This window comes from Helcococcus sp. KG196 (assembly GCF_046035495.1).
Lineage (GTDB): Bacteria > Bacillota > Clostridia > Tissierellales > Peptoniphilaceae > Helcococcus > Helcococcus ovis.
In genome coordinates, this window is the sequence record NZ_JBFNFI010000003.1 from 115,809 (window position 1) to 130,423 (window position 14,615).

Below are 14,615 nucleotides of genomic sequence, written 5' to 3' on the forward strand. Positions count from 1 at the left end.
TATTACCATTTACTTATTTCTACTTTTGTGTCTACTAAATTATGATTAGAATCATAAAACTTTAATACTAATTTACTTCTTCTACCTGAAGCATAAAGATATGACTTATAATATTCTCCAATAAACCCTCCAGAATATGATGCAAATATGGAAGCCAGATAAGAAATTGCACCAAATAGAGGTGAATTGCTAAATCCAATTGTCCCTAAAATAGCAGATGTTACTGCACTTCTACTATTATTTAGATTACGAACTGAACCAGTATGTGTTGATACCAATTTATAATCTCCATACATTTCTCCATATCCTATCCTATTTTGCATACTTGTCCATTCTTCGACCCCGCTATTACCGCCTGGTCTTCCAGCCCATGCTGATGGTAATATCTCATTTCTATTCAAAGAAAATGCTTCAACAAACCCAAATTCAAAATTGAACATTACTACAAAAGCAAATACAAAAGCTACTAATTTTTTAAAATTTTTTTTCATTTTTTTCTCCTACATTAATATTTTTTTGTAGATTATAACTTACAACCATATATTAACATAATCATTTTCATTTAACAATGACATCGATGTCATGTTTTATGAAAAATATAAATAAAGTTATTTAAATTAAATATAATTATTAAATACATGACATACATGTCATTGAAAAAAAATTTATATTAAAGTAATATAATAAAAAAACAAGGAGGACTCATGAAAAAAGTTATTTTATTTTTTTTCATATTGATGTTATTTAATTTTTTTGTAGCGTCAAAAAAAGAAGAAAAACCTAATCCTGAACCACCTATCATTGAATGGTTTTCAAATACTAAGCTTTATTCTTAAACATATTATTTAAGAAAATATTCATAAAGATCAATTAATTGTTCTTGCTTAAATAAAGTAGCAATTTTAATTGATTTTTTTATATCATTTTTATAATCGATATCATTTATTTCCTTTTTTGATAAACCAATTAAAAAATATAATCTATCTAAATTTTTATGTTTATTTTCTTTTTCTAATTTAGAAATGATTTTTGAAAGTTCATTTATCACTATTTCAAATTGTCTATTTTTATATATGGAAACATATTTATTATATATGAATTGTATATACAGTATATTATCCTCTGAAATATTTTCCTCCATAAATTTAATAATATCCAAGTAGATTTTTTGCATATTCATATATTCATAATTAAATGAAATACAAAATAAAATTCTGTATTCTATATCATTATATTCAAATGTTTTGAAGTTTTTTATTTTAAAGTTTGGAATAGTTATTTTTAATGAATTATTCAATATTTTTAACGATTTTTGAAAATTTCTATTATAAAAAAGCAATGTCCCTTTAGCAAATAAATATAGCTGCTCTATCAAAATTTGATTTCTTGTATTCATACCATGCTGATATTTAGACTCTATATTGCAAAGAAATTCTTCTAACTTTTCCATTTCTCTATTATCTAAAATTACAAAAAGTGAATTTCTTAAATTCAAATACTCCAAAATATCATTATCGTTTAATTCTTTATATATTTTAAATAAATCAATTTTTAATATTTCTGAAAATTTTTGCAAACTTTCCAAAGAAGGAGTTGATTTGTTAGATTCTATTCTAAAATATTGCCTAGAACTAATATTTAATTTATCTGCAAATTTTTCAATAGATAGATTTTTAGATTTTCTTATTTCTTTAAGTTTATCTCCTAAGTTATACAACATATCAAATCCCTTACTTTTTTATATTTTGATAATTATATCATAATATTTATGTTAATTCAAATATAAAAATATAACAGTCGGAAATAATATTACTTTATCAAATATAAGGAGATTTTTTATATTTTATACAAATCTCTAAAAAACATATTACCGTTATCAATACCAAAGTCAGTAAACTTGATATTAATTCCATCATTTTCTAATATGCCATTTTCAATATTTTTCTTAAGTACATCTCCGTACTTTTCCATAATATCTATATTAAATCTTGTGTTCATATCTGATATTTCAAAACCTTGTTGCATTCTTAGTTTTAACATCATATACTCTTTTTCTCTTGTGTCTTTATCAAGATTTTCAACTTCTTGAATTGGCTTTTCCCGATTATCAATCATCTTAAAATATTCATCAAATTTTCTATGATTTGTGTGTCTTGTTAGTCCAATATTAGAAGCAGCGCCCATACCGATACCTATATAATCTTGTAAATTCCAGTATTTTTTATTATGCGTACTTTCAAATTTTGAACTTTTTGCAAAACTGGAAATTTCATATTGATTAAATCCATTTAGCTTTAATGTATTTACAACCTTATGGTACATATTTCTTTCAATCTCCGGATCAAATAATTCAATTTTCCCATCGTTGTACCAAATATCAAAATATGTTTTTTCTTTAAGGATTAATGAATAATATGAAACGTGGTCTATATCTAATTTTGAAACAATTTCTAAATCTTTTTCCAAAACTTTCATATCCTGTTTAGGATTTGCAAGCATTAAATCTATGCTGATATTTTTACAGCCGAGCTCTCTTAACATTTTTAACTTTTTAAATACTGTATAGCTATTGTGGATTCTCCCCATAATTTGTAATACATCATTATTGAAAGTTTGTACTCCCATTGAAAATCTATTTACTCCATTTTCAAGATAAATTTTAATCTTTTCTTCTGTAACAGATTCGGGATTCATCTCAATGGTAATTTCTGCATTTTCTGTTATTTTAAATGTATTTTTCAATTCTTTTAATATTTTATCCATATATGATGCTGCTAAATATGAAGGTGTCCCTCCCCCAATATATACTGTATCTAAAAAAATATTTTGATTTTTATATAATCTAATTTCATTTAACAAATATTGTACATAAAGATCTATTTTTTCATCTTCATCTGTATATGTTAAAAAATCACAGTAATTACATTTTTTCTGACAAAACGGAATATGTAAATATAATCCAATTGGATTTGTCATATTAATTCCTTCCTAAAATGATATTTTGTAAATCAAAGCAATTAAACATAAAATAATTGCTAGCGGTGTGTATATCCACCTACCTACAAAATACCATAATTTCCCAATTTTCTTTGAACTTCCTTTATTAATCTCTTCTATAATTTCTTCTTTTTTCCATACCCAAAACCATGAAAATGCTCCCATTGCTGCACCCATTGGAATTACATAGATTGAAACAAGATCCATCCATGGACCCCATCCACCTAAAATTGCTCCTTTTGTTTCAGCGATTGGCTCCATAAATACACCTACTGATAAAACTACAATACACAAAAGTAATAAAACAAGTTTTCTATTTGCACCTTTTATCTTATATGTAATTGATTCTGTAACTGCTTCAAGCATGTTTTGCATTGAACTAACCCCACCAAATAAAACTGCTGTGTATAATATAACCGCAAAAATTCTTCCTAGATGTATGTTTTGCAATACTTTAGGCAATGTATTAAATAATAAACCAGGTCCTGAACTTTGATCTAAATTAAATGCAAATGCAGCCGGTATCATAACTAACGCTGCGACTAATGCTGCTAAAGTATCAAATAAAGCTGTATTTTTAGCTCCATTTAAAATATCAACTTCTTCTCCTAGATATGATCCATAAACTATCATTCCTGATCCAGTTATTGATAAGGAGAAAAATGCTTGTCCCATTGCCCAAATCCATGTCATGGGATTTATTAGATGTTTCCAGTCAGGTGTAAACATAAATTTGTACCCCTCAATTGCATTAGGCATAAAAAATACTCTAATTGCAAGTATTAAAAACAGAATAAAAAATAATGGCATAATTATCTTATTTGTTTTTTCTATACTTCTTACCCCAAATAATACTGTAATCATTGTAAAAATTACTACAAATATATGATATGGTATTACCGAATAATTTTTAAAAGCAAATGAGGCAAACCATTGTTCCGGATTAGCAGTCATCAACATTCCACTTAAAGAGTCAACTAAAGCCTTAAATACATAAGAAATAATTACTGAATAACCTATAGCTATAGTCATAGTCCCTATTAAAGGAATCCAACCAATAATTTTACCAATTTTTTCTTTATTTTTTGTCTTCCAAGCATATTGATATGCTCCTAATGTCCCTGTTTTAGCCCTTCTACCAATCGCATATTCAGATGATAGTCCTGTATAACTAAAAATCATTATAAATAACAAATAACATAGTAAAAAAGCTCCTCCACCATTTGCTCCAACTTTGTAAGGGAAACCCCATACATTAGCCATACCTACTGCTGAACCGACACAGGCTATAATAAAGCCCCATCTTGATTTAAATTTTAATTTTTCCATAATACCCTCCGTAATAGATTTTATTATACAGTAAATTTTAAAATAAAAAAAGGATAGAAATTTAAAATTTCTATCCAAAAAACTTTTACGAATCTTACAATAAAGGTTCTACAATAAATAGTGTTGGTGTATAAAATTAACCTTAGCTACTTATGCACATATGGCTTTTATAAGAAACAAAATTTCATTATCTTCCAGTTGAACCAATCCCACCTTCACCACGATGTGTTTCATCAAGCTCATCAACTAACTCAATATCAACTCTTACATAAGGTTGAATTACCATTTGAGCTAGTCTGTCTCCATTGTGAATCACATGGTCCTTATCAGAATTATTTACAAAAAAGATTTGAATGTCTCCCCTATAATCACTGTCAATTATCCCTGTTGTGTTTGCTAATGTAATTCTGTGTTTAATTCCTGTTGAGGATCTTGGATATATTGCCCCAAAATATCCTTCTGGAATTGCAACCTTTATACCAGTTGGAATTTTTACAACTTCATTCGGTTTTACAGTGACTGGTTCCTGATTATTGCAATACAAATCAAATCCTGCTGAACCTTCGGTAGCATATTTAGGTTTAAACTTTTCTGTTACCATTTTTAATTTCATATCCATCTCCTATATTAAAAAATATGCGAGCATATTTATAAGCCGTGTTCTGTATTTGATAATCATCTATCTAGATGTATAGTCACCTATACATTCAAGCAATCTACCTACCGGACCTAGCCAGCTACTAGGTTTGTATCCTATTCTGATCTTGCACCGAATGGGGTTTACATAGCCACATAGTTACCCATATGCTGGTGAGCTCTTACCTCGCCTTTCCACCCTTACTGAACCCCTAACTTATGCGCTCAACTATCTCATGGTATAAAATACCATGAGATAGTTGAAGTATAAAGTAGGTGTCATGCCAAGAATCTCCAAGAGAATCGACCGAAAATGGAGCTTCGATTGGAAAGATTCGACGGCTCAACACCTAAATTATTTCAATTGTTAAACACATAAGTTAGAAATTCAGCGGTATATCTCTGTTGCACTATCCTTAGAGTCACCTCCACCAGACGTTATCTGGCATTCTGCTGTGTGGTGCACGGACTTTCCTCTCGTAATAAAAATTACCAGCGATTATCTAACATACTCGCAATGAAATCTTATCATAATTACATAAATTAATCAATTAAATGATTTTAGGTAAATATTTCTCATCATTATAATACTTGAAAATTTGAACATTTTCAGGTAATTTTTCATTTAATAAAAATGCTTCTGCAAAATCAGCAAACAATCTTTCTGAACCCTCATGTGAAATATCTAAAATCGAACATCCCTTTTCAAGAGTATCCATTGCAACATGATGGGTTACATCTCCTGTAATAAATAAATCCACACCTAAAGAAATTGCTTCATTTATAAAATCCATACCTGAACCTGAAATAAATCCTATCCTGCTAATTTCATTATTTGCATTATAAAAATTTACCTTATCTAAACCTAATCCCTCTTTTATATTTAAAACTATTTTATCCAAAGAATCATCTACACTAGCAATTAAGCCATATCCATATCCTCCTTCAGTAAGAATTATTTTACCTTCAGATTTATATCCGATTTTTTCAAACAAAAATTCATTAAATCCACTAACATCCGAAGCAGTATGTGAAGCATAAATACAAATATCATTCTTTATTGCTTTAATTATCTTTTTGCCCTTAAAATCATCAAATTGAATATTGTTCACATTCGGGAAAATTATCGGATGATGAGAAACTATTAAATTACAACCATTTTGGATAGCATAATCTAAAGATTCCTCTGTAATTTCAAGTGTGCATAAAATATTTTTAACTTCATCGTTTTTATTTCCAACTTGAATACCACCATTGTCCCATTTTTCTTGTAAATCTAAAGGATGTTTTTTTTCAAACTTTACAATTATTTCTCGAATTTGCATAATAATCCTTCCAAAATTTTTATTTTTCCTAAAATTTCTGATTTTCTTTTATTCGTCTTATCTGTATTTATCTTTTCTATACGAGTATATACATCCTTTAAATCCTGTATTTCTATCTCAATAATTTCTTTTGTAATTTCATCTTTATTTAAAATATTACTCTTACCATATTTATAAAATTCTTCCTTAGAATATTTTTCAACTAATTCATTTTTTCTAAATTTAGCCACAATAATATTATAAAAGTAACCTTCTTCCTTACAGATATTTTCATCAATAATCTCAAAGTTATTATCATGTAGCCATTTTCTTAAATGTGTTTGTGAGTTATTTGGTTGAAGTATAAGTTTTTCTGCATTTTTAGCAACTTCAATGCCTCTTTCAAGAATTTCAGCTATTAAAAATCCTCCCATCCCCGAAATAATTATTTGATTAACTTCCTGATTTAATGCGTATATACCATCTGTGACAATTGTTTCAATGTTATAATTGTTATTTTCTAATTTATCTCTAAGTTTTTGCAATGAATTTGCTGAAATATCTGTCGCTATAACCTTTTTAGGATTTTTTTCTTCATAGACTTTTATAGAAGTAATTCCATGATCAGCTCCCACATCTGCAACTATTTTATTTTCATCAATATAACTTACTAATATGTCTAATCTTTTCATATTTTCCCTTTTATATAAATTACAATATACAAAAAATGTACATGTAAATTGTAATTTATTATAATTTACATGTACACCTTAACCTTAAAGTGAAAAATTATGTTAAAAACCTTCTAAAAAGTCTTTAATTTTATCACCCTTCCCCGGACGTTTTAATTTTCTAATTGCTTTTGCTTCTATCTGTCTAATGCGTTCTCTTGTAACATCAAATTCCTTACCCACATCTTCCAATGTTTTAGGCACTCCGTCAACAAGACCAAATCTTAATTCAATTACTCTCTTTTCCCTATCCGAAAGAGTTGAAAGAATTTCTTCTAATTGTTCTTTTAACATTGTTTGATTTGCTGCTTCATCCGGTGCTAAAGCTTTTTCATCTTCAATAAAATCTCCTAAATGAGAATCATCTTCTTCTCCAATTGGTGCTTCTAATGAAACTGGTTCTTGAGAAATCTTTCTAACTTCTCTAACTTTTTCAACTTCTAATCCCATTTCTTTAGCTATCTCTTCATTTGTAGGTGTTCTTCCTAGTTCTTGAACAAGCTGTCTTTGAACTCTAACTAATTTGTTAATTGTTTCCACCATATGAACTGGAATTCTAATTGTACGAGCTTGGTCAGCTATAGCTCTTGTAATTGCCTGCCTAATCCACCATGTTGCATATGTTGAGAACTTAAATCCACGTTTATAATCAAATTTCTCCACAGCTTTCATCAAACCAAGATTACCTTCTTGAATTAAATCTAAGAAACTCATTCCTCTCCCAACATATCTTTTTGCTATGGAAACTACAAGTCTTAAATTTGTTTCCGCAAGTTTTCCCTTTGCATATTTGCCAACTCTATATCTTTTCTTTAAGTATTTAACATCAGCATCATCTAAACCGCTTCTTTGAATCATTTTTTCATTTAATTTTCCACGTTCATAAATCTCTTTTAATGTATCATATTCATCTACACTTAAAATAAATTTAGATTTATCTTCACATTTCCCATTGATTCTATTTAATATTTTTTCAAGACCGATATCTAATTTATTGTAATTATCTTCTTCAAAGAACATAACTCCCCTATTATCTTTTTCATGTCTTTCTCTAACAATTAAATCAGAATATACGTAATATTTTAATATTTCATATTTAGTTTCCATTGAAAGTTTTTCACTTTCAGTTATTAATTCGATATCTAATTCGTTGAATTCATTAAAGAAATGATATTCTATATCTGTCTTGTCATTTATTTTTTTAGCCAATTTAATAATTGCATTTTTATTTTTATATGTGTATTCACATGTTTTTTTGTACGATGATGTCATCTTTCCATCTAATTCCAGATCCGTTCCATCCGGTAAAACCAAGTCAAATATTATAGATTTAATCATCTCAATAGCTGTGGAAATATCATTCATTTGATCATCTGAAATTATTGTTTTATCAAGTCTTGTAACTACTAAATCATTTAAGTATTTTAATAAATTTAACCCCTCTTTTTCATGATCCGTTTCATTTTCAATACAGTTAGTAAATCGTCTCATTAAATAAATAAAATTCAATTCATTTATTATTTTTTCATCAATTTTTTTACCTTCTTCTAAATTACTATTACCAAAAATTATTTTTTTAGCTAAATCAAAATAAGCTTGTTTTTTAGATAGCTCTACTTCCTCATCAATTGTATATGGCAGATTTTCAATTGCTTTATAAGCTATCTCTCCTTCTTCCATTTGCCTTGAAAGTGTAATTTCCTCTTTTTTTGACAAAAGATTTAATTTTCCAATTTCTTTAAGATACATCTTTACGGGATCATCTACAAAGGCACCTTTAATTTCACTTATATCCTCGTCCTCTTGTGCATCTTCATCATCATAATCCGGTGCTTCATCTTCGATACTATCATAATCAACATCTTCATCGTCGTGTTCAGGTTCTACAAAACCATCCTTTAACAGATCAATGTCCATATCACTTAACTCTTTTTTCAAGATTTCAATGTCATCATATTCTAAATTTGAGTATCCATCAATTGACTCTAATTGTGAAATTAAAATTGTATCATTTTTTTCTTCTGCTAAAGATTTTGCTTCTTCTAAAATTGACAACCTTAAATTCTCCATTTCAATATCTTTATCCTTCATACATCCTCCTTAAGTCAATTTCTGCAATAAATTAGTATATTCTAATAAAAGTTCTCTGTCGCCTCTTTTTTCTTTCAGCTCTTCTTTTATTTCACCCAATCTAGTTTGCAACTTGAATACTTCTACTCTGTGTTTTAACTCTAATAATATACTATCTAGTTTTGCATGTTCTATATTTTTAATTAAATTATTATATTCTATGTCTAATCCTAAATCATTAAAGATTTCCATATTTAATATGTCTTCTATAATTAAATTTTTTTCAAAATGTTCTTCTATTTTTTTATATATTTTAATAAAATTATCATTTTCTAAAAAATTCTTAAATTCTCTCAGTTCATCATAACAATATTTATCTATCATAGAGTACATTATTATTTCTCTTTGCAATAAATTTTTTTTATTTTCATTTTCCGTTTTTTGAACTGTATGAGTCTTAACTGTAGGATTTATATACCCCTTTTTATTGTTGTTAAAATTTTGAGATTTTCTAAACTCTTCTCTTTGATTATTTTTTTTAATAATTATATCTACGTCATTTCTTAAAGATTCAGTTGTTACTCCTATAAATTTAGCAGATTTATCTATATATAAATCTCTAACTACATTTCCTCTTATACTTGCTAAAAACTGAGTGATCTCTTTTATAAAATTAATTTGATTTTCACTTGATTCATAAAGTTTCTTTAATTTATAATCAATAACATTTGACGCTTTTTTCATCATATCATCAAATGCTTCTCTGCCTTTTAATTTAATAAATTCATCAGGATCCATACCATTTGGAAACTCTAAAATTTTTAATTGAACATCTAAATTTTTAAAAATTTCTATAGCTCTCAATGTAGCTTTGATACCTGCTGTGTCACCATCATAGGCAATATAAACTTCTTTTGAATATCGTAAAATCAACTTTGCCTGTTCTTCTGTCAATGCAGTCCCTAAAGAAGCAAGAGCATAATCTATTCCATAATTATACAATGAAATAACATCCATATATCCTTCTACAAGAATAATTTTTTCTTGTTTATTTCTCTTAATTACATTTACTCCGTATACATTTTTACCTTTTATAAATATATCTGATTCCGGAGAATTTAGATATTTTATATTATTATTGTTTAGTGTCCTTCCACCAAAACCAATAACTTTATTTTTATTATTTAAAATCGGAAAGATAAGTCTATCTCTAAACTTATCATAATAGTTTCCATTTTTTTCTCCAATAAGACCTAAATCTAGGATATCTTGTTCTTGAAAGCCTTCTTTTTTCAAATATTTATATAAATCATTATTATGATTTGCATATCCTAAAAAATATTTGTTCAAAATATTTTTATTTAATCCTCTTTCATTCAAATAATTTTGAGGAATTTGATTTGTAAGTAATTCCTTAAAATAAAATCTGGCAGCTTTTGAATTAATTTCATAAAGCTTATTACTTCTTGAAACTTTTTCTTTAGAATATTCTGTTTCTTCTAAAGAAAAGCCTAATTTTTCAGCTATAAATTTTATGGCATCAATATATTCTAAATTTTCCATTTTCATTATAAATGATATTGCATCGCCACCTTCGTGACACCCAAAACAATGAAAATTATTTTTTTCACGATTAACCATAAATGATGGAGTTTTCTCATTATGAAACGGACATAACCCCTTAAAACTGGATCCCGCTCTCTTTAGATCAACATATTCAGAAATTATATCCACAATATCTATTCTTGATTTTAATTCTTCTATTTGTTGTTCCGGTATAAACCCCATATAAACTCCTGATTAATTCTCTATTTGTTCTATTACTTTAGCTGCTGTTTCTTCAATGGTAGATGAAGAAACATCTATAACTGTACATCCCAAATCCTCATACAATTTTTTAGCAAATTCTAATTCTTCATTAATTCTCTTATCATTTGCATAAGTAGAATTTTGACTCAATCCCAAAGTTAATAATCTTTGATTTCTAATTTCATTTAATTTTACAGGATCAATAATTAATCCTATAAGTTTCTTCTTATCTACTTTGTAAATTTCTTTTGGTATTTCAATTTCAGGTACCAATGGCAAATTTGCAACTTTATATGATTTATTAGCCAAATATACTGACAAAGGCGTTTTAGATGTTCTAGAAACTCCTAAAAGTACAATATCTGCTTCTAAAAATCCCTTAGGATTTTTACCATCATCAAAATTCATGGCAAATTCTATAGCTTCAATTTTATTAAAGTATGAATTATCCAAATCTCTCATTAATCCTGGTTTTCTATTTGCTTTTTGTCCAAGAAAATTTTCAATATGTGTTATTGGGCTTAATAGTAAATCTATAACTTCAAATTCTTCACTTTGATAACTTTTAATTTTATTTACAACTTCATCAACTACTACCGTCATCAAAACAATTGTTTTTCCTTCATTATGCTCAAAAATTTTTTCGACTTGCTTTGCATTTGTAATATTAGAATATCTTTTTCTATTAAATTCTACAGATGGAAATTGAATCATGATCGCATTTCCTAATTGATTAGCTGTTTCACCTGTTGAATCTGAAATAACATATAAATTAACCATAAATCTTACCTCACAATCTCTGTTGGATTAAATAATTCATTAATTTTATCACTTAAAATTTTTATAATAGATAATCTATTCGTTTTTATAGCTTCATCATCTGAATTAACATGAGTATTATCTAAATATTTGTCCACTTCTATAACAATTTCTGATAATAAATCAAAAGCAGCGTTAATTTTACCATCTAATTTTAATGTGTTTACTTGTTCTACTTGTCTAACTTTATAATATATGTTTTTATCATCATCTGTAAATATAGATTCATTAATTTCGATTTTTTCAGCTTTTGAGGATATATTAATCACTCTTACAAATTTTGAAATTAAATCATCAAAATTATAATTTAATTTTGATTTTTCATCTAATAGATTAATGTTTTTGTACATTTCAAAAATATCATCATTTTCTGTAGCTAAAACAGCATCTATAATATCATATCTAAAACCTTCATCTAAAAGTAAATTTCTAAATCTAATTTTTATAAATTTGAAAAGTTTTTCAACTACTTCTTCAAAATCGAATGTTTGCCCAAAGCTTTCAACATAATTATATAATGCATCTTTTATAATTTGTCTTATATTTACATTGATTCTATTGGTAATCAAAATATTTAATATTCCAAGTACAGCTCGTCTTTGTCCATACATGTCTTGAGAGCCTGTAACTTCAATCCCTTTTGAATGCAATCCGGAAATTGTATCAAATTTATCAGATAACGATAATAAAGTACCACTTGTTGTAGACGGTAATTCCGCTCCAGATTTAACAGGCATATATTGTTCTTCTATTGCTTTTGCAACTAAAGAATTTTCTCCACTTTTATATGCGAATATTTTCCCCATGATACCCTGTAATTCAGTAAATTCAATTACTGTTGATGTAACTAAATCCGCCTTGGATAATTTTGCAGCTCTGGACGCAATTTCTATCGCATCATTTCCGCATTCAATATTTTGACCAATTGATACAACCAATTTTTGTAATCTTTGAGTTTTATCAAGCATATTTCCTAATCCTTCATGATACCCAACTTTTTCAAGTTCCGGGATATAATCTTCAAGATTCTTTGAAATATCTTTATTATAGAAAAATTTTGCATCTTCAAGTCTTGCTAATAAAACTTTTTTATTACCTTCAGCAACATTTTCTATCCCCTTATTATCACCATTTCTAACAGAAATGAAGTAAGGTAATAAATTTTCTTCATCATCTAATACAGGAAAATATCTTTGATGATCCATCATTGGTGTAATTACAACTTCTTTAGGTAAAGCTAAATATTCATTATCAAATTCACCAATAAATGGAGTAGGATACTCATTAATTTGAATTACTTCTTCTAAAAGTTCTTCATTTTCTAAATAATGTCCACCTTTTTCTTTTGATAATCTATTTATTCCTCTTAATATTAATTGTCTTCTCTTTTCTTCAGAAACAATTACATAATTTTGTTCTAATTTTTTTTCATATTCATCAATTGAACAAATTTCTATTTCCGGTTTTCCTAAAGTTCTATGTCCCTTAGTAATATTTGAAACTTTAATACCTTCTAAATCAAAATCTAAAACTTTATCATCTAATAATGATACTATCCATCTAATAGGTCTTAAAAATCTAAGATTTTTACCACCCCATCTCATTTGTCTAGGATTTGAAATTGACTTAATCATATGTGGAATTTCTTTTTTTAATAACTCATCCAATTTTAGAGTATCTTTTATTATTTTCGCAAATATATAATCCTCACCATTTAATTTATGATAAACAATATCTTTTAATTCTACATTTTTACTTTTCAAAAATCCTTGTAATGCTCTTGAAGGATTGCCTTGTGAATCAAATGCAATTTTTCTTGATGGACCCTTTACAAGCTCTGTATTATCCATTTCTATATTTTTGATATTTTTAATTAAAATAGAAAATCTTCTAGGAGTACTGTTTATTGATAAACTTTCAAATGAAAAATTATTTCCATTAAATGATTTTTCGATATAATTTTTAAATTGATTTTGAGTTGATTTTATATATTTAGCCGGAAACTCTTCAACTCCAACTTCCAGTAAATAATTACTCATGATTTTCCTCTTTTCTAAGCAATGGGAACCCCAATTCTTCTCTCTTTTCTAAATGATTTTCCGCAACTTTTCTTGCTAAATTTCTAACTCTTTGTATATATAAGTTTCTATCCGATACCGATATTGCTCCTCTTGCATCTAAAACATTAAATGTATGTGAGCATTTTAGTACATAATCATATGATGGCATCACAAGTTTTAGTTCACTTAATCTTTCCGATTCTTTTTCATACATATCAAATAATTTTTCAAGCATTTCAACATCAGCTTCTTCAAATGAATATTTTGAATTTTCGTATTCTGAAATTTTGAATAAATCACCATAAAATAATTCATCATTCCATTTTAAATCATAAACTGAATCTACATTTTGGATATACATAGCCAATCTTTCGATACCCATTGTTATCTCTCCAACTTCTATATCTAGGGGAATTCCTCCTATTTGTTGGAAATATGTAAATTGAGTTATCTCCATACCATCAAGCCACACTTCCCAACCTACTCCCCAAGCACCAAGTGTTGGCGATTCCCAATTATCTTCAACAAATCTAATATCATGAATACTTGGATCAACTCCTATTAACTCTAATGATTTTAAATATTTGTCTTGAATATCATCCGGCGTTGGTTTCAATATAATTTGTAACTGGTGATGTTGATATAGTCTATTTGGATTTTCGCCATATCTTCCATCTGCCGGTCTTCTGGATGGCTCAACATAAACCGTATTCCAAGGTTCCGGTCCCAACGATCTTAAAAATGTATTTGGATTCATTGTCCCTGCACCTTTTTCAATATCATATGGTTCCAAAATTACCGCACCATTTTGTGACCAATAATTTTTTAATGTTTCAATCATTTGTTGTAAATGCATCTTT

13 protein-coding genes and 1 other RNA gene are annotated in these 14,615 nt (G+C 27.4%); 1 reads left to right on the plus strand and 13 read right to left on the minus strand.

Annotated features, from left to right (window positions below):
- Positions 1-2: 2 nt before the first annotated feature.
- The gene (locus tag ABGF45_RS02570) at positions 3-491 is read right to left on the minus strand and encodes a hypothetical protein (protein WP_134743924.1); all 489 of its coding nucleotides are present in this window, start codon (positions 489-491) and stop codon (positions 3-5) included.
- 213 nt (positions 492-704) lie between these two features.
- Between ABGF45_RS02570 and ABGF45_RS02575 the strand changes: the two genes are divergently transcribed.
- The gene (locus tag ABGF45_RS02575; RefSeq protein WP_280633979.1) at positions 705-836 is read left to right on the plus strand and encodes a hypothetical protein; all 132 of its coding nucleotides are present in this window, start codon (positions 705-707) and stop codon (positions 834-836) included.
- A gap of 5 nt (positions 837-841) precedes the next feature.
- Here the strand turns inward: ABGF45_RS02575 and ABGF45_RS02580 are convergent, their stop codons facing one another.
- The 12 genes from ABGF45_RS02580 to glyQ form a co-directional block, all read right to left on the minus strand.
- On the minus strand, positions 842-1,720 hold the full coding sequence (locus ABGF45_RS02580) for a helix-turn-helix domain-containing protein (protein WP_134743926.1): 879 nt from the start codon (positions 1,718-1,720) through the stop codon (positions 842-844).
- A gap of 116 nt (positions 1,721-1,836) precedes the next feature.
- A complete protein-coding gene (gene hemW / locus ABGF45_RS02585) occupies positions 1,837-2,976 on the minus strand; it encodes a radical SAM family heme chaperone HemW (protein ID WP_134743928.1) in 1,140 nt (379 codons plus the stop codon).
- A 12-nt stretch (positions 2,977-2,988) separates the two neighbouring features.
- Positions 2,989-4,329 (minus strand): sodium-dependent transporter, encoded by a 1,341-nt coding sequence (locus tag ABGF45_RS02590; RefSeq protein WP_408106015.1) that lies wholly within the window; start codon positions 4,327-4,329, stop codon positions 2,989-2,991.
- A gap of 184 nt (positions 4,330-4,513) precedes the next feature.
- Complete coding sequence (dut, locus tag ABGF45_RS02595) at positions 4,514-4,939, minus strand: dUTP diphosphatase (protein ID WP_407933643.1); 426 nt, start codon at positions 4,937-4,939, stop codon at positions 4,514-4,516.
- A gap of 22 nt (positions 4,940-4,961) precedes the next feature.
- Positions 4,962-5,477: RNase P RNA component class A (gene rnpB, locus ABGF45_RS02600), an RNA gene on the minus strand.
- A 36-nt stretch (positions 5,478-5,513) separates the two neighbouring features.
- Positions 5,514-6,287, minus strand: coding sequence for a Nif3-like dinuclear metal center hexameric protein (locus tag ABGF45_RS02605; protein WP_408112575.1), 774 nt, complete (start codon positions 6,285-6,287; stop codon positions 5,514-5,516).
- Positions 6,269-6,958 (minus strand): tRNA (adenine(22)-N(1))-methyltransferase, encoded by a 690-nt coding sequence (locus ABGF45_RS02610; RefSeq protein ID WP_408112196.1) that lies wholly within the window; start codon positions 6,956-6,958, stop codon positions 6,269-6,271. Before ABGF45_RS02610 ends, ABGF45_RS02605 begins: the two co-directional genes overlap by 19 nt.
- A gap of 102 nt (positions 6,959-7,060) precedes the next feature.
- Positions 7,061-9,088: an RNA polymerase sigma factor RpoD gene (gene rpoD, locus ABGF45_RS02615; protein ID WP_134711751.1), complete on the minus strand. Its 2,028-nt coding sequence runs from the start codon at positions 9,086-9,088 to the stop codon at positions 7,061-7,063.
- A 9-nt stretch (positions 9,089-9,097) separates the two neighbouring features.
- Positions 9,098-10,855 (minus strand): DNA primase, encoded by a 1,758-nt coding sequence (gene dnaG / locus ABGF45_RS02620; RefSeq protein WP_408112574.1) that lies wholly within the window; start codon positions 10,853-10,855, stop codon positions 9,098-9,100.
- A gap of 12 nt (positions 10,856-10,867) precedes the next feature.
- Positions 10,868-11,656 (minus strand): pyruvate, water dikinase regulatory protein, encoded by a 789-nt coding sequence (locus ABGF45_RS02625; RefSeq protein ID WP_134711753.1) that lies wholly within the window; start codon positions 11,654-11,656, stop codon positions 10,868-10,870.
- 5 nt (positions 11,657-11,661) lie between these two features.
- Entirely contained in the window at positions 11,662-13,734 is a 2,073-nt protein-coding gene (gene glyS / locus ABGF45_RS02630) for a glycine--tRNA ligase subunit beta (protein ID WP_134711754.1), read from the minus strand.
- Positions 13,727-14,611, minus strand: coding sequence for a glycine--tRNA ligase subunit alpha (gene glyQ, locus ABGF45_RS02635; protein ID WP_134743940.1), 885 nt, complete (start codon positions 14,609-14,611; stop codon positions 13,727-13,729). The genes glyS and glyQ overlap by 8 nt, the downstream gene beginning before the upstream one ends.
- Positions 14,612-14,615: the final 4 nt, after the last annotated feature.